We start from the raw sequence: 16,644 nt of genomic DNA, 5'->3' as shown, positions 1-16,644 counted from the left end.
AATATTACAAACACTACACATAAAATTGATATATTAATGCTTCATAAAAACTCACAAGGTAAATAATGAACTATATAAAAGATACAATAAACTTAGCTACAGGTACAGTTGACGAAAAACGTCAAGAGATAAAAGAATACTTTTTACAGACATATGCACTAGATGAAAGATTATTTGATTTACTAAAAGATAAAAAATCTTTATATGAACAACCAAATAGTTTAAGGCATCCATTGATTTTTTATTATGGACATACTGCTACATTTTTTATGAATAAATTAAATGTATCAAATATAACAACACATAGAGTAAATAAAACTTATGAATCAATCTTTGCTATAGGTGTAGATGAAATGTCATGGGATGATTTAAACGATGAAAATTATACTTGGCCTACATATGAGCAAACTAAAGCTTATCGTGATGAGGTAAAAAAAGTAGTTTTAGACCTAATAGATAATATGGAGTTTACTTTGCCTATTAACTGGGAATCTCCTATGTGGATTATTCTTATGGGAATAGAGCATGAAAATATTCATATAGAAACATCATCTGTGTTATTAAGAGAACTTGATATTAATCTTTTATCTAATAACGAAATATTTGAATATAACAACGAAAGAAGTGATAACTATCCCCAAAATGAGCTAATATGTGTACAAGCAGGTGAAGTTCTAGTAGAAAAAGATAGAAAAAATCCAATCTTTTACGGATGGGATAATGAATTCTCTTTTCATAAATCTCAAATAAAAGAGTTTAAAGCAAGTAAGTACTTAGTATCGAACGGTGAGTATTTAGAGTTTGTAGAAGAGGGTGGGTATTCGAAACTTCATTATTTTACAAAAGATGGAATAAAATGGTTAGATTTTACACAAGCGAAGATGCCAACATTTTGGATAAAAGAAGATGGAAAATACTTTTTAAGAGAAATAAATAGAATAGTTCCTCTACCATTGAATTATCCAGTAGATATAAATGTTTATGAAGCAGAAGCTTTTTGTAAATATAAAAGTGAAAAATTAGGTATTAAAGTAAGACTTCCTAGTGAAGATGAATATTATAGATTAAACGATTATGTAAATGCTCAAGAAGTAGATGCAAATATAGGATTTAAATACTTTAATCAAACACCAGTAGATAAATATGTATTTAAAACAAATAGTGGTGATTTTTATGATGTAATTGGAAACGTATGGCAATGGAGTATAACTCCAACATATCCATTTGATGGTTTTGAAACACATCCTGCTTATGATGACTTTACAACTCCAACTTTTGATGATAGACATGCACTTATGAAAGGTGGTTCCTTTATATCTTTAGGGAATGAAATATTAAGAGAAGCAAGGTATGCTTTTAGAAAGCACTTCTTCCAACATGCAGGATTTAGATACGTGAACTCAGACAATGAATATAGAACAAAATTAAACGATAATGTATATGAAACAGATGAACAAATCTCACAATATTGTGGATTCCATTATGGAGAAGACAATTTTGGAGTTAAAAACTTTCCAAAGAATTCTGTAGATGTATTAAGACCTTATTTAGAGAATATCAAAAAAGATAGAGCAATGGATTTAGGATGTTCAGTAGGACGAAGTACTTTTGAACTAGGAACAATTTTTGATGAGGTATTAGGAATAGACTTCTCAGCAAACTTTATCAATGTAGGTATAAAACTTAAAAAATATGAAAACTTAACATATAAAGTAGCAACAGAAGGAGCTTTATTTGATGAGAAAACTGTATCTTTAAAAGATCTAGATTTAGAAGATACAAAAGAAAAAGTAACTTTCATGCAAGGAGATGCTTGTAATCTAAAAGATTTATATACTGGATATGATTTGATTTTTTGTTCAAATTTAATTGATAGATTATATTATCCTCAAAAATTTTTAGATGATGTACCAAATAGAGTAAATGATGGTGGAATGTTAGTAATTCTAAGTCCATATACATGGCTTGAAGATTATACTCCAAAAACAAACTGGCTTGGTGGATATATAGAAGATAATCAAGAAGTAAAAACACTGGATACTTTAAGAAAGAATCTTGAAACAGAAAGTGATTTTGAATTAGTAGATACTTTAGATGTGCCTTTTGTAATAAAAGAGACAAATAGAAAATATCAACACTCAGTTTCACAAATGAGTATTTGGAAGAAGAAAGTTTAAAACTTTCTTCTTTATCTTATAATATAATAATAAATATACTTATTTTATAGTAAGCTTTCTTACTATGAATCGTATAAAATTAATTTCTTCTAAAAAAGAACTCTTTTTTTCATTTTTATTTTTTCTTTCTATCTTTTTATTTAATATATTTTATGAGTATAATAAGTATCTAGATTTAGTAGAAGAAGAGCTTTATAGTGGCAAGTTTGAGATTGTAAATATTTATGATAAAAATGATTTTTATGTATTAAAAGTAAAAAGTGCTGATTTTAGTTTTTTTACTTCAATTGATAAAAAAAGTACTTTTTCAAAATTAGAAGAGATTAATCTAGCTATAGTTACTACAAAAATAGATTTTTATTCTTTTTTAAAAGGGTTTTATGCAAAAACTATTTACTATGATACTTTACCCAAAACAAAAAGTTTTAAAAAAGATATTCAATATTATATAAACGATTTGCATAATGATATAAGAATAAAAGAGTTATTTAATGCACTTTTTCTAGCAATACCTATTTCAAAAGAGTATAGAGAAATATATACAAACTTCGGAATAAGCCATTTAATCGCAATCTCTGGATTTCACCTAGCTATTATTGTAGGTGTTGTTTATTGGCTAATTTATTTTTTATATTCATACATTCATCAAAGATATTTTTTATATAGAAATAAACGATTTGATATTTTAATACTTACTCTTGTAGTTTTGTTTTTTTATTTATTACTAATAGACTTTGTTCCTTCTATGCTTCGAGCTTTTATCATGTTTTTTATTGGAGTATATTTTTTAAGAAGAAATATTGAGATATTTTCTTTTCAAACTCTATTAATAACTTTACTTTTAATAATCTCATTTCTTCCTAAGTATCTATTCTCTATATCTTTATGGTTTTCTATTATTGGCGTATTTTATATCTTTCTTTATTTACAATATTTTAAAAATGTGCCAAAAATACTTGCTTTCTTTTTATTTAATTTTTGGATTTTTTTAGTATTTAACCCTATAGTTCATTTCTTTTTTTATAATACAAGTTATGAACAGCTTTTATCACCTTTCATTACTCTGTTTTTTTCTATATTTTATCCCTTAGAGCTTTTCTTACATTTTGTTGGATTAGGAAGTTTATTTGATAAATATATAGTTATGTTTTTAGATTATAAGATGATTATATTCGAAGTAATAACACCTTATTGGTTTTTTGTTTTATATGTTATTACTTCATTGGGTTCAATTTTTTATAAAAGTGCTTTTGTTTTATTAAATATATTGCTTGTTTTATTTAATATTTATTTGTATGTATTATTTTAAATAATCGACTTTAATACAATTTTCACATTGGTCTATTTCCTCATAGTCAATTTTAGAGAGTTCAATCTCTTTAAACTGTTTTTTTATAAGTTCTACTGCTTTTTCATCACCTGAATAAACAACAGACTTGTTACCAATATTTCCTAAAACTACCTTATCAGTTTTTTTAAGTAGCTCTTGGACATTTTTGTCCCAATATGATAATAGCTTTTCATTTTCTGTCAACTCTTCTGATCTATGATCCCAATCAAGACATAAATCTGGAAGTAATCCACATGATTTCATATCATCAAAGTCTAGTGTTACGCCATATAGTTCCATGACATACTCCTTTTTATAAACTATTACAATTTTATCTAATAAAGAAGAAGATAATTTTTATTATTTTTAATTAGTTAATTAAGTTAAGTTTAAGTGGTTTTTTTTAAACTGTGACTCTAGTTGTGACATAGCTTTGTTATAATCTAATATAATAAAAGGAATTTTTTGAAAATAATACATTTTAGTGATACACACTTAGGATACAACGATTTAGATATTTTAGATGAAAACAATATAAACCAAAGAGAAGCAGACTTTTACAATGCTTTTTCTCAAATAGTAGAACAAATTAAAACAATACAACCTGATTATATTATCCATACAGGGGATTTATTTCATAGAAGCAGCCCTAGCAACAGAGCTATAACTTTTGCCCTAGAGCAGTTTAAGATAATAGATGAACTAAATATTCCTTTTGTAATAATAGCCGGTAATCACTCAACTCCAAGAACAAACCTAAGTTCTCCTATTATAAAAATCTTTGATAACTTTAAAAATATATATACTTCATACAATCAAGAATACAAAAAAATAGAGTTTGAAGATGTAGTGTTTCATACTCTTCCACATATGAATGATGATACAAAAGCAGAAGATGAAATAAACCTATGCGAGCAAAACATAGATACTACTAAAAAAAATATAATGATGATGCACTGTTCGGTTGGAGCTTGGTATTTGATGCAAGAGTTTGGAGAGTGGGTATATCCTACGCATAAAGAGTATATCTTTGAAAATATGGATTATGTTGCACTTGGACATTGGCATGGTTTTGGAGCAGTTTCAGTAAAAGGAACAAAGCAGAAGTATCCTAATGTTTTCTATAGTGGTAGTACTGAGAGAACAAGTCTAAATGATAAACGAAATGAAAAAGGTTTTATAGAGTTAGATATCAAAGATGAACTAACAGTAGAGTATAAACAAATCAATATAAGAGCTATAAGAGAAAAAGAGATTGATTGTAGTATCTATGAAGAATCAATAGAGCAAATAGATAATAGTGATACTAAAGATGCCATAGTATATGTAAAACTTACAAATCTAAAAGCAACACAATCAATAGATATTCAAAATAGCCAGATAAAAGAGCTGTTTCCTGATGCTATGAGTGTAAATATCAAACGAGAGTTTAGTAAAAGTAGTGATGAAAAGACAATAGATGATATAGAAGCCTTGAGTTTAGAGGATTACTTCTTAGAGCATATAAAAGAAGATAGTCTAGATGCAGATGATACTAAAGAGTATGATAGGTTAAAGCATAAGGTAAAAGAGTTATTCTCTTTATATGAGGAGAGTACAAATGATACTGTGTAAACTAAGACTAGAAAACTTTAAAAAATATACTTCATATGCTATAGAGTTTGATGAAGGTCTAGTAGGAATCATAGGAAAAAATGGTAGTGGAAAATCAACTATCTTTGAAGCAATACTCTTTGCCCTATATGGAGAACTTCAAACTAAAGGTTATAAAGAGGTAATAAGAAACTCAAATGCTACAACTAAAGATGCCGTAGTTGTAGAACTAGACTTTGAGTTTGATGGATTTGAGTATAGAGTAAGTAGGGAGTTTAGAGGAAAAGCATTAAGTGCAAATGCCAAACTATATAAAAACGAAGACCTAATAACCTCAGGAGCAAAAGAAGTAACAGCTTCAATCATAAATCTAACAAAGATGAGTAAGGATGCTTTCTTACATACTCTATTTGCAAGTCAAAAAGAACTTACAAGTTTAAGTTCTCTTAAAAATGAAGATAGAAAGAAGATGATAAGAAAACTTCTTGGACTTGAAAAAATAGATTTTATAGAAAAAGAGCTAGTAGAAAAAAGCAGACAATTAAAACGTGAGATATCAGCTTTCGCAGAAGTATTGCTTAGTGATGAAGAAGTAAAGAGTAAGAAAGATGAAGTATCAGAATATACACTGAAGCAAACAAGTCTAGAAAAAGAGTGTGAAGAAAAGGCTAAAGAGCTAAATAGTATAAAACTACAAGAAGTAGAGATAAAAAAAGAGTTAGAGGTATATACTAAAACAAAAGAGAAAAGAACAAGTCTATACTCAAAACTAGAACTTCTAAAAAATACAATCAACTCTCATACCAAATCAAAAGATAAACTATCACAAGAGATAAGTACACTAGAGAAGAAGCAAGATGAACTAAAAGGTTTACAAAGTATCAAACAAGAATATATAAGCCTACACGATAGTATAAAAGAGCAAGAGAAGCTAAAAGAGTACTATTTACGTAAAGAAGGTCTTATAAAAGAACAAGTAAGTCTAAGGGAACAATACACTAAGAGTAAAGATACCATATCAAGACTAGAGTTTGAAACAAAAGAGTATGAAAGCTTTTTAGAACAAGATAAAACACAAGTACAAAAACAACAAGACCTAAGTAAACAAATAGATGATAAAAGAATAGAAGAGAAAAGAGTACTACAAGATATAGCAGGTGAAGAAAAGCTAATACGAGATATAAATCAAAAAATAGAAAATATACATATCCTAGGACGAGAATCAAACTGTCCTACATGTACAAGACCACTACTAGATGAATATGACAATGTATTGTATTCTCTAGATAGCTTAGTTCAAAAAGCACAAAAAGAGAAAATAGACAAATCAAAACAAGACTTAGAAGCTATAGAAAAGAGTAAAAAAGAACTTGAAGAACAACTAACAAAACTAAACAAAGAACACCTAGAACTATCAAAAAGCATAAATCTATGTGAAAGTAAGAAAAGAGACTTACAAAAAGAGAAAGAACACTTTGAAAAAGTAACTAACCAAGGGGTAAAAAACAAAGAAGAGTTAGAAAAACTTCAAGACTATACATACGATGACAATTTACATAAAAATCTAATAGAAAAACAAAAAGAACTAAAATCAAAGTATGAATATGTACTTAGTTTAGAGACTATGCTAAAAAGACTAGATAGTATAAAAGAAGAATTAACAACTACAAATCAAAACATAGAGAAATATACAAAAGAGTATGAAGAAAAAGAGTTAGAGTATAAAACTATAAACTATGATGAGGTAAAACACCAAGAAAAGCAAAAAGAGTTTGATGAGGTAGGCAAGAAAAAAGAAGAAAAATCAAATATCCTAAATGACCAAAAAGTACAAATAGCAACTATCCAAGGTCAAATAAAAACCATAAATCAAAGCTTAGAAAACAATGACAAACAACTTGCAAAAGTCCAAACAAAAAAAGATGACCTAATAGACTACGAAAAAATCAAAATAAGTCTAGGAGAGTTTAAAACAAAATTAAACTCAAAAGTAGCCCCAAGAATCTCTGATATAGCCTCAGATATGTACAGTATCATCACAAAAGGTAAATACCAACACATAGAAGTATCAAACGACTTTGACTTTTATATCTACGATGAAGGAAAAAGATTCCCAATCGAGCGATTCTCAGGTGGAGAAATAGACCTAGCAAACTTAGTCCTAAGAATAGCTATCTCAAAAACACTAGGAGAACTAAGTGGAGCAAGTAGCGTAGGGTTCTTAGCTTTTGACGAAGTATTTGGAAGTCAAGATGAAGCCAGACGAATGCAAATTCTAGAAGCCTTTCATATGATAAAAGAACAGTATCGACAGATATTTTTGATATCGCATGAGATGGAGATTAAAGAGATGTTTGAGAGGATTGTGGAGCTTTAAATTTTAAAAAATTATAAATCCTTTAAAACTGTGACGGAAACTGTGACACAGTTTTGTTACTATTTATATTAAATATAATTAGTTATAGGAGAAGAAATGAAGTTAATAAAATTAGTAATAGAGAACTTTAGAGGAATTCAAGGAACGTGTGAAATTAAATTTGATAATTCAAATATTATTTTTTTAATTGGACAGAATAATATTGGTAAGTCTACTTTTTTACATGCTTATGAATATTTTGTTTCAGCTAAAACATTAGCAGAAAAAGAAGATTTTTTTGATTTTAGTTCAGAAAATACTATCACTATTACTGGAGTATTTGAAAAAGAAAATGATGATGATACTGATATAGACTTAGTTGGTACAGGTAGATCAAGTGAACCAGATTGGATTAATAAATGGGTTGATACAGCTAATGGTAATATTGTAAAAGTTAAAAAGGTTTGGAATCAAATTGGAAATACTTTTAATAAGTTTACTTGGAGTATAGAAGATAATGACTGGGTAACAAATGGTTTTGGTGGATTACATTCAAAACTTACAAAATACACTCCTACACCCATTTTCATTAACGCAATGGAAACAGAAGATTCTTTAGAAAAAAAAGTAAATAAACTAATACAAGATGAATTTTTAAAAAAAATAAGTGAAAATGAAGAATTTGAAGATGAATATAATGAAGCAATTGAAAAAGTAAAATCTCTTCAAGAAAGAATTATTGGAACAGATGCGATTACAGAGTATAACGGACAAATTAATGAAGCATTTAGTCGTATTTTTACAGATTTAGTATTAAAAATTGAACCTAAAGGTGATGATAAAATAAAACTTGAAGATGCTATAAAGAACTCTCATTCGATACTAGTTCAAAAAGATGGGGTAGATAGAGAAGAAGCAATTTCATCACATGGACATGGTGTAATTAGACAAGCTTTATTTAACTTTTTAACATTTTTAAAACGGAATAGTAATGGGACAAGAAAAGAGTATTTAATATTATTCGAGGAACCTGAGTTATTTTTACATCCTAAGATAGCATATAAATTAAGAGAAAGCTTATATGAACTTTCAGAAAATAGCCCGTATCAAATTTTATGTGCAACACATTCTCCTTTGATGATTGATATTTCTAAAGACCATTCTTCTTTAGTTCGAGTGGCTAAAGAAAATGGAATGGTTAGAACATATCAAGCAGATTCAATATTATTTAATGGGAATGATAATGAAAGAAGAGATAGAGTGATAATGATAAATAGGTTTAACCCTCATATTTGTGAATCTTTTTATGCTGATAAAGTAATATTAGTTGAAGGTGATACTGAGACAATTGTTTACAGGGATTTATTAAAACGATTTTATCCAAATGAAGAAATATTTGTTGTAAATACAGGTTCTAAAAATAACATTCCTTTTTTTCAGGATGTTTTAACTCACTTTAGAGTTGAACATTATGTAATTCATGATGTAGATACAAGAACATCAATTAGAGATGGTAGAGAAATTACTAATTCGGCATGGACTTTAAATGAGCGAATTTGGGAAAAAGTCGAGAATGCAAATAATATAAAAAATGGATTATCAAGAAGATATGTTCATCAACAAAATTTTGAAGATGCACATGTTCGACTAGATCCTAGTTTAGATTTTTCTGGAAAAGACAAACCATTTAAAGCATATACTTTTGCGCAAAGTATTGAACAAAATAGTAATGCTGATTGTATTTTATGGTTAAGAGATATGGTGGGGAATAAAGAAATACTGCATGACCAAATTTATATAGAACAATTTTAATTATAAGAGTAAATATGTTTAGTAATAGATTTAATGCATTATCAAAAGAATGTTCATTTGCATACGAGATTTTAGCTTCAGGAGTGACACAGATTAGAAAAGCAAATTATGCTAAAAAAGGAATATATTATCAGTCTTTTATTAGTTTAAGTGTGGGATTAGAGAGAATTAGTAAACTATGTATTTTATTAGATTATTATATTTCAAATAATGGTGAATTCCCAACTGATAAATTTTTGAGAAAGTTAGGACATAATATTAATAAATTGTACAAGAAATCAGTTGAGATAAAAGAAAAATATGATTTTAATTTTAACTATTTGAATAGCTTAGATAGTGAAATACATAAGAATATGATAAATATATTATCTGATTTTGCTACTAGAGATAGATACGAAAATTTAAATGTTTTAGTAAATGCATCACAAGAAAATAATCCTATTTCATTATGGTTTAATTTAGTCGATGTTAAGCTATTTGATAAGCATATTTCAGAAAAGAAAAAACAAAAAATAGTTCACAATGCTGATATAATTCATATGTTAACAGGTCAATTTACAAGTGTTTTGCATTCATCAGAAGATGGAGGTTTAATTAGTGATGTTAGAGAAGGTAGTTTTAGAACAGGAGTTTACAGTTCTGTTTCACCTTATCGTCAACTTTATTTAGCCCAAATTGTTAGATATTGGACAGAATTACTTTGGAAGTTACAGTATAAAGCAATGGCTATAGGAAAGGAGGAGATACCATACTTTAGTGATATGTTCGGTTGTTTTTATAATGATAATAGTTATTTTAGAGGGATAAGAAATTATGAAAAATAAAATGAATTTATCTAAATCCCTCTACACAAAAGGCATCCAATGCCCAAAAGCACTTTGGCTAAAAAAGTACAAGAAAGAAGTATTAACCCCACCAGATGAAACAGCACTAGCTAGATTTGAAACGGGAAATGTAGTAGGGGATTTAGCTTGCGAGCTTTTCCAAAATGGAGTAGAAATACCATATACTACAAACTTTGATGAAATGATTGACCAAACCACCAAACATATAAATGATGGTATCAAATATATCTATGAAGCTACTTTTAACTTCAATGGTATTTTGGTCTTAGTAGATGTATTAGAAATACATGAAAATAATGTAGTTTCTATCTATGAAGTAAAAAGTTCATCCTCAGTAAAAGATATATATGTTCATGATACTTCAATTCAATATTATGTACTAAAACAACTTGGGTTTTTAATTAAAACTGCAAATGTAGTACATATCAATAGCTCTTATGTAAGAGGTAATACTTTAGAGTTAGATAAGCTTTTTACTATTGCAGATGTTACAGATGAAGTTGTAGCTTTACAAGAGAATATTCCTACTATTTTAAAAGAGTTTGAAATAGTACTAGAAGATAAAATAAATGAACCAAATATTGATATAGGAAAACATTGTCATAATCCATATGTTTGTGATGCAAAAGATTATTGTTGGAAAATACAAAGAGCTATACCTGAATACTCTATTTTTAATATCTTCAATCTAGGAAGTAAAAAACAAGTAGAGTTATATACAGAAGGTATAACAAAAATAGAAGATATACCAGATGACTTTGCTATGACAGAAAATCAAAAACAAGCAGTAGAAAACTACAAGTCAAAAGAGACTTTTATAAATAAAGAAAAAATAAAAGAATTCGTAGATACTCTAACTTATCCTATCTATCACTTAGATTTTGAAACATTCCAACAAGCTATACCAGAGTTTAAAGGTATTAGTCCATATCAACAAATACCATTTCAATATTCACTTCATATAGAGTATGCAGATGGAACACTAGAACATAAAGAGTATTTAGCCAAAGATGGTATTGACCCAAGAATTGAAATAGCTAAAAGACTTTGTTCTGATATTCCAAATGATGTAACAGTATTAGCTTATAACATGAGCTTTGAAAAAGGTGTTATAAAAAGATTAGCAAGTTTATATCCAGAACTTAGTATTCATCTTCTAAGTATAAATGAAAATATGAAAGACCTGATGATACCTTTCCAAAAGAAATACTACGTAACACCATCTATGAATGGAAGTTATTCTATCAAATATGTATTACCAGCTTTAGTTCCAGAGTTTGCAAAAGCATATAAAGAATTAGATGGAGTACAAAATGGAAGTCAAGCTATGAATGCCTTTGCAAATATTAGTAAGATGGAAGAGGGAGAGAAACAGAAAATGAGAAATTCGCTTATTGAGTATTGTAAGTTGGATACTTTGGCGATGGTTAAGGTATTAGAAAAGTTGAAAGAAGTTATTAAATAATATTGCAAAATGATATATTTTTTAATAAAAATCTATTTTAGTGTTATTATATAAGAAAAAAAAGGATTTTATATATGGAGAGTGAGATTATTACTTCTTTGACAAACAATTTTGAATCAGTATCAAATCAGACAGAAGATAGAGTTTCTTTTTGGTTTGCAAGAGATTTACAACAACTTTTAGGATATACAAAATGGGATAATTTTAAAAATGTAATATTTAAAGCAAAAACAGCTTGCGAAGTTTCAGGACAAGAAGTTGAAGATCATTTTGCCGATGTCGGGAAAACGATACAAATGCCTAAGAATGCTGAAAAAACGATAGAAGATATTATGCTTACTAGATATGCTTGTTATCTAATAGCTCAAAATGGAGATAGTAAAAAAGAACAAATAGCTTTTGCTCAAACATATTTTGCAATACAGACAAGAAAAGCAGAATTAATAGAACAACGAATATTAGAACAAGAAAGAGTAGAAGCTAGAAAAAAACTATCTCAAACAGAAAAAGAATTATCGCAAGTAATATATGAACAAACAGGAAAAAATGAAAACTTTGCATTTATTAGAAGCAAAGGAGATAAAGCACTTTTTAATCATACTACTCAAGAAATGAAAGAAAAATGGGATATAAATAAATCAAAACCTTTAGCAGATTTTATGCCTACAATATTACTAAAAGCAAAAGATTTTGCAACTGAAATTACTATTTATAATGCAAAAGATAAGTTGATGAATACCGAAACAAAAATTTCAAATGAACACATTACAAATAATAAAGCAGTGAGAGATACCTTATTATCTAGAGGTATAGTTCCTGAAAAAATAGCTCCAGAAAAAGACATTAAAAAAGTTGAAAGAAAAATAAAGAGTGAAGAAAAAAAGACTTTAAATAGTAAAGATAGTTTGAGTGTTAAAAGTGATGAAGCTTAGAAATTGGAATAACTAAGAACTGTTACTTTTACAGTATTATTAAACTATCTTAACTCAAAGATAGTTTCACATCTTTCTCAATAAGAATCTTGATATATGAGTTCAAAGAAATACCCATTTTCAAAGCATTTCTAACAGCAGCCATATGTAGTTCGCTTCCTGTTCTTACATTGAAAACACCCTTAAAAGCTTTTTGTGGTTCACGTCCTAGTTGTTTGCAAGTTTCTATGTATTCATCAACTGAATTTCTAAAGTTTTCTTCTAAATCATCTGCATTATTAGCTTCAAAAGTTACTAGGTCATTTATCATATCTAATTTACCAAAAAAGCATTTGTCTTCTTGAGAGTATTCAATAGTACCAATATATCCGTTGTATTCAATAGTATTTGACATCTAGATAATCTCCTTTAATTTATTTTGTATCTGTTTTATAATATAAACTTTTAAAATATCATTTGGGTGTGGTTTATGAAGATTTATAAGTAAATCTTTTTCTTTATTGTAAAACTTCACAGCTGAACCAGCACCTTCAATCTTTTTAAAACCTAAAGAGTTAAATAAAGAACTCAATTCTTTAAATGTTAAATTTTTTCTTGGAGGATTCTCCAAGAATTTTATTAAAAGTTTATCTTTTTTACTCATAATTATAGTACCATATTTCAGTTACAAATGCAAGTAGTTGTTTATATTGATTAATAATAAAAAACATTCATATTCTTCTTTTTATAAAATAATAGCTTTGTTTCTCAAAAATAATCTAAAACATTACAAAATGAAATATTTTTAAACCAAATCCGCTTTTTTAGATAATATTTTTATATATTAAAAAGGAAGAGTATATGAGTTCAATATTGACAAAAGTTAACTTATATGTTAACATTTTATGAAAGAGATCTTATTTTACAAAACTAAATTAGGGAAAAGTCCAATTGACGATTTTTTAAACTCTTTAAATGTAAAAGAAGTTCAAAAAGTAACTTGGGTTTTACAACTGATTGAAGAATCAAATATCGTATCTACAAAATTTTATAAAAAACTAGTAAATACAGATGACATCTTTGAAATTCGTGTTCAGTATACAAATAATAGTTTTAGGTTTCTTGGTTTTGAGCATAAAGGTAACTTTGTTATTTTGACAAATGCTTTTAGGAAAAAAGATCAAAAGACACCTCTAAAAGAAATTGAATTAGCCAAAAGAAGGAAAAAGGAGTACTTAGAAGATGAGTGATTTACAAAAATATATAGAAAAAAGAAAGAAACTAGATAAAGAGTTCGCCGAAAACTTTGATAAGGGTTACGAAGAGTTTAAGATAGGAGAAATGTTAAAACAAGCTAGAGTTGAAACTGGTATGACTCAAGAAGATTTAGCTACAAAGCTTCATACAAAAAAATCAGCGATATCAAGAATAGAAAACCATGCTCAAGATATAAAACTATCTACATTACAAAACTTTGCAAACATCCTTGGAAAAGAATTAAAGATACAAATAGTTTAAAATAACAGTACTCTTTAAAAAATTTTAAATTATGATTCTAATACAAAAGTTAGAATTTACTCTGAAGAAAACTTAGTATACTTCCCTAAAATCATTATAAATAGAGAAGATATATGAACGAATTAAAACAAAACCAACCAACTATCAAAACACTTTCAGATATAGCTAAATTTTCTGATTATTCATTAATAAATACATTAAACAGTGACCCAGATGCTACCACAGATGGAGTTGACTATTTTCCAAGACAAGTCTTTTCAGGTCATTTTGTTCCTGTTAAGCCAACACCTATAGCCAACCCAGAGTATATTGCACATAGTAAAGAGTTTTTTAGGGAGTTAGGCTTTGATGATAGTTTAGCTCTATCTCCTGATTTCATTAGTATGTTTTCAGGTGATATATCAAATGTCCCAGAACCTATGAGTAAGCTTGGCTGGGCTTGTGGATATGCTCTTTCTATTTATGGTACTGAATATATTGCTCAGTGTCCATTTCAAACTGGAAATGGATATGGCGATGGTCGGGCAATTTCAGTACTTGAAGTAGTAACTGGTGGAAAGAGATGGGAAATGCAATTAAAAGGTGGAGGTAAAACACCATATTGTAGAGGAGCTGATGGAAGAGCGGTGTTACGTTCTAGTGTTCGCGAGTTTTTAGCTCAGGAACATATGCATTCTCTTGGAATTCCTACATCACGTTCTTTAAGTTTATATACTTCTAAGACAGAAAAAGTCCAAAGATCGTGGTATAGAGATGATTCTCGCTCGTGGGATGCTGATATTATGGTTTCTGAATCTGTTGCTATCTCGACACGTGTTGCACCTTCTTTTATAAGAGTAGGGCAATTAGAGCTTTTTGCAAGACGTACTCGTAAAAATGAACATCTAGAAGCTAGAGAAGAACTTGAAAAGTTAGTTTTACATCTAATTGAGCGTGAGTATAGTGAAGTTATAGATAGTAGTTTAAGTTTAGAAGAAAAAGTGATAGTTTTAGCAAAAGAGTTTAGAAGACGTTTAACCTCTCTTGTGGCAAACTGGGTTAGAGTAGGATTTTGTCAAGGAAATTTCAATAGTGATAATACTGCTGTTGGTGGATTTACACTTGATTATGGTCCATTTGGTTTTATTGATTTATTTGACCCAAGTTATCAGTCGTGGACAGGTGGTGGACAGCATTTTTCATTTTTAAATCAACCAGCTGCTGCTGAAAAAAACTTTCATATGTTTTATACTGCATTACAGCAGTTGTTAATAGGACAAGAAGAATATCTTGTAGAACTAAATAAAATTAGAAGAGACTTTCTTTATGTGATGCAAGAAGAGATGGAAAAAATGTGGGCTAAAAAACTTGGACTTAAGGCTTTTGACCAAGAGTTGTTTAGTGAGCTTAAAACACTTATGATACAAACTAATATTGACTATACTATCTTTTTCCGTGAACTTTCAGAAGTACCTGAAGATATTGAGCCAATTAAAAAAAGTTTCTATAATGAAAACTTAGATGAAGTTATTATTAATCGTTGGTCTCAGTGGTTTGAAAAATGGAAGTTACAAATCAATAGTATTGATTCTCATGAACTTTCATCTGAAATGAAACTAGTAAATCCAAAATATATTTTAAGAGAGTGGATTTTAGTTCCTGCATATAAAAAGGCTAAAGAGGGTGATTATTCTTTAGTTCGAGAACTTCAAGAAATAATGACACAGCCATACTCTGAACAATCTAAAGAAATAGAAGAGAAATACTATAGATTGAAACCTTCAGAGTTTTTTGAAGTAGGTGGAATATCTCATGTGAGTTGTTCGTCGTAAACAAAGAGTAGGGATTGTTTACTAAATTTTTGTAAGAGCTCTCCATGTCCCTGCATTATGAACATTTTCAAATTTATTAGCCATTAAAAGTCGTTTTGCTAATCCACTTCGACTTCCACTTGCACAACAAAGAATTACAGGCTTAGTATTATCTAGCTCTTTTATTCTTTTTTTTAGTGAATCTAGTGGGATGTTGATACTTCCATCTTTATGAGCTATTGCAAATTCATCAGTACTTCTAACATCAATAATTTTTCCACCTTCTTTAAGAAGAGATGGGACAAGTTTTAATACCTTGTATTGAGTGTATTTTCTATAGGCTATAAAAATTGCTAGTGCAACTAGTATATAAATCATATTTTCATTCATAAATTTCCTTATTTTTAATAACTATTCACCAAAATGTGCAAATGCACCTTCAACACTTGGTATAGTTTTGTATCGAGTCTTTGTAAGTCTTACTTTTTTTGTTTTTAGGTCACATATTGCAATTCTAAAACTAGCACCTATAGTTGGTTCTACAACACAAACAATTTTATCTTCAATTTGACGTGTTGTGTATATAGTACCTTGTAGAGTATTAAAAAAATATTTTGGATAGCTTAATGGTGTTATTTCAACAATATCTATAGATTCTTGATTTTCTAGAGTTTGCATGATGTCCATAGCATCTTCATAACTCTCAAATTGAATACACCAATCATCAAAAATTTTATTAAAGTGTTCTAAATCTTCATCTAGAAAACCACCAGCTAAAGATTGTAAAGTAAATATAGACACAAATCACACCTTGAAACATATATAGTTTTAAAAGTTGATTTTAACA

The 16,644-nt window shown here is 28.3% G+C and carries 16 protein-coding genes; 11 read left to right on the top strand and 5 right to left on the bottom strand.

Annotated elements, in window-relative coordinates:
* The first annotated feature begins 65 nt into the window (after window positions 1-65).
* A complete protein-coding gene (ovoA, locus tag BT997_RS06905; protein ID WP_072680716.1) occupies window positions 66-2,177 on the top strand; it encodes a 5-histidylcysteine sulfoxide synthase in 2,112 nt (703 codons plus the stop codon).
* A gap of 64 nt (window positions 2,178-2,241) precedes the next feature.
* Entirely contained in the window at window positions 2,242-3,486 is a 1,245-nt protein-coding gene (locus tag BT997_RS06900; RefSeq protein WP_072680715.1) for a ComEC/Rec2 family competence protein, read from the top strand.
* On the opposite strand, the gene BT997_RS06895 is transcribed toward BT997_RS06900, so the two are convergent.
* A complete protein-coding gene (locus BT997_RS06895; RefSeq protein ID WP_072680714.1) occupies window positions 3,478-3,807 on the bottom strand; it encodes a hypothetical protein in 330 nt (109 codons plus the stop codon). The two genes, BT997_RS06900 and BT997_RS06895, sit on opposite strands and share 9 nt — an antisense overlap.
* Before the next feature lie 165 nt (window positions 3,808-3,972).
* Here BT997_RS06895 and BT997_RS06890 point away from each other — a divergent pair, with 165 nt between their 5' ends.
* From BT997_RS06890 to dinD, 6 genes are all read left to right on the top strand, one after another.
* Entirely contained in the window at window positions 3,973-5,121 is a 1,149-nt protein-coding gene (locus BT997_RS06890; RefSeq protein WP_072680713.1) for a metallophosphoesterase, read from the top strand.
* Window positions 5,108-7,477, top strand: a complete 2,370-nt coding sequence (locus BT997_RS06885; RefSeq protein WP_072680712.1) for an AAA family ATPase — start codon at window positions 5,108-5,110, stop codon at window positions 7,475-7,477. Before BT997_RS06890 ends, BT997_RS06885 begins: the two co-directional genes overlap by 14 nt.
* Window positions 7,478-7,573: 96 nt before the next feature.
* Window positions 7,574-9,268, top strand: a complete 1,695-nt coding sequence (locus BT997_RS06880; RefSeq protein WP_072680711.1) for an ATP-dependent endonuclease — start codon at window positions 7,574-7,576, stop codon at window positions 9,266-9,268.
* A 14-nt stretch (window positions 9,269-9,282) separates the two neighbouring features.
* Complete coding sequence (locus BT997_RS06875) at window positions 9,283-10,092, top strand: hypothetical protein (RefSeq protein WP_072680710.1); 810 nt, start codon at window positions 9,283-9,285, stop codon at window positions 10,090-10,092.
* 1 nt (window position 10,093) lies between these two features.
* Window positions 10,094-11,578: a DUF2779 domain-containing protein gene (locus tag BT997_RS06870; RefSeq protein ID WP_083568595.1), complete on the top strand. Its 1,485-nt coding sequence runs from the start codon at window positions 10,094-10,096 to the stop codon at window positions 11,576-11,578.
* A gap of 74 nt (window positions 11,579-11,652) precedes the next feature.
* Complete coding sequence (dinD, locus tag BT997_RS06865) at window positions 11,653-12,510, top strand: DNA damage-inducible protein D (protein WP_072680709.1); 858 nt, start codon at window positions 11,653-11,655, stop codon at window positions 12,508-12,510.
* Window positions 12,511-12,559: 49 nt separating this feature from the next.
* Here the strand turns inward: dinD and BT997_RS06860 are convergent, their stop codons facing one another.
* Window positions 12,560-12,904 carry a type II toxin-antitoxin system HicB family antitoxin gene (locus BT997_RS06860; protein ID WP_072680708.1) on the bottom strand — a complete coding sequence of 115 codons (345 nt, stop codon included), beginning with the start codon at window positions 12,902-12,904 and terminating at the stop codon, window positions 12,560-12,562.
* Window positions 12,905-13,153 (bottom strand): type II toxin-antitoxin system HicA family toxin, encoded by a 249-nt coding sequence (locus BT997_RS06855; RefSeq protein ID WP_072680707.1) that lies wholly within the window; start codon window positions 13,151-13,153, stop codon window positions 12,905-12,907.
* A gap of 241 nt (window positions 13,154-13,394) precedes the next feature.
* Here BT997_RS06855 and BT997_RS06850 point away from each other — a divergent pair, with 241 nt between their 5' ends.
* The 3 genes from BT997_RS06850 (at window position 13,395) to BT997_RS06840 (ending at window position 15,818) form a co-directional block, all read left to right on the top strand.
* Complete coding sequence (locus BT997_RS06850) at window positions 13,395-13,739, top strand: type II toxin-antitoxin system RelE/ParE family toxin (protein ID WP_072680706.1); 345 nt, start codon at window positions 13,395-13,397, stop codon at window positions 13,737-13,739.
* Entirely contained in the window at window positions 13,732-14,007 is a 276-nt protein-coding gene (locus BT997_RS06845) for a helix-turn-helix domain-containing protein (RefSeq protein WP_072680705.1), read from the top strand. Before BT997_RS06850 ends, BT997_RS06845 begins: the two co-directional genes overlap by 8 nt.
* Before the next feature lie 113 nt (window positions 14,008-14,120).
* Window positions 14,121-15,818: a YdiU family protein gene (locus BT997_RS06840; protein WP_072680704.1), complete on the top strand. Its 1,698-nt coding sequence runs from the start codon at window positions 14,121-14,123 to the stop codon at window positions 15,816-15,818.
* A gap of 21 nt (window positions 15,819-15,839) precedes the next feature.
* Here BT997_RS06840 and BT997_RS06835 read toward each other — a convergent pair whose 3' ends face one another.
* Window positions 15,840-16,187, bottom strand: coding sequence for a rhodanese-like domain-containing protein (locus BT997_RS06835; RefSeq protein WP_258239440.1), 348 nt, complete (start codon window positions 16,185-16,187; stop codon window positions 15,840-15,842).
* 21 nt (window positions 16,188-16,208) lie between these two features.
* Window positions 16,209-16,598, bottom strand: a complete 390-nt coding sequence (locus BT997_RS06830) for a hypothetical protein (protein WP_072680703.1) — start codon at window positions 16,596-16,598, stop codon at window positions 16,209-16,211.
* Between the last annotated feature and the right edge of the window lie 46 nt (window positions 16,599-16,644).

The organism is Arcobacter sp. LA11 (assembly GCF_001895145.1).
Lineage (GTDB): Bacteria > Campylobacterota > Campylobacteria > Campylobacterales > Arcobacteraceae > Halarcobacter.
The sequence above is the reverse complement of the archived record's forward strand: the minus strand, read 5'-3'. Positions and strand labels throughout refer to the sequence as shown.

What these genes read in the sequence shown, in the direction of transcription:
- BT997_RS06855 (WP_072680707.1), bottom strand. Translation starts at nt 13,153, where the DNA reads ATGAGTAAAAAAGATAAACTTTTAATAAAATTCTTGGAGAATCCTCCA.
- BT997_RS06875 (WP_072680710.1), top strand. Translation starts at nt 9,283, where the DNA reads ATGTTTAGTAATAGATTTAATGCATTATCAAAAGAATGTTCATTTGCA.
- BT997_RS06840 (WP_072680704.1), top strand. Translation starts at nt 14,121, where the DNA reads ATGAACGAATTAAAACAAAACCAACCAACTATCAAAACACTTTCAGAT.
- BT997_RS06870 (WP_083568595.1), top strand. Translation starts at nt 10,094, where the DNA reads ATGAATTTATCTAAATCCCTCTACACAAAAGGCATCCAATGCCCAAAA.
- BT997_RS06835 (WP_258239440.1), bottom strand. Translation starts at nt 16,187, where the DNA reads ATGAATGAAAATATGATTTATATACTAGTTGCACTAGCAATTTTTATA.
- BT997_RS06895 (WP_072680714.1), bottom strand. Translation starts at nt 3,807, where the DNA reads ATGGAACTATATGGCGTAACACTAGACTTTGATGATATGAAATCATGT.
- dinD (WP_072680709.1), top strand. Translation starts at nt 11,653, where the DNA reads ATGGAGAGTGAGATTATTACTTCTTTGACAAACAATTTTGAATCAGTA.
- BT997_RS06900 (WP_072680715.1), top strand. Translation starts at nt 2,242, where the DNA reads ATGAATCGTATAAAATTAATTTCTTCTAAAAAAGAACTCTTTTTTTCA.
- ovoA (WP_072680716.1), top strand. Translation starts at nt 66, where the DNA reads ATGAACTATATAAAAGATACAATAAACTTAGCTACAGGTACAGTTGAC.
- BT997_RS06860 (WP_072680708.1), bottom strand. Translation starts at nt 12,904, where the DNA reads ATGTCAAATACTATTGAATACAACGGATATATTGGTACTATTGAATAC.
- BT997_RS06850 (WP_072680706.1), top strand. Translation starts at nt 13,395, where the DNA reads ATGAAAGAGATCTTATTTTACAAAACTAAATTAGGGAAAAGTCCAATT.
- BT997_RS06845 (WP_072680705.1), top strand. Translation starts at nt 13,732, where the DNA reads ATGAGTGATTTACAAAAATATATAGAAAAAAGAAAGAAACTAGATAAA.
- BT997_RS06880 (WP_072680711.1), top strand. Translation starts at nt 7,574, where the DNA reads ATGAAGTTAATAAAATTAGTAATAGAGAACTTTAGAGGAATTCAAGGA.
- BT997_RS06885 (WP_072680712.1), top strand. Translation starts at nt 5,108, where the DNA reads ATGATACTGTGTAAACTAAGACTAGAAAACTTTAAAAAATATACTTCA.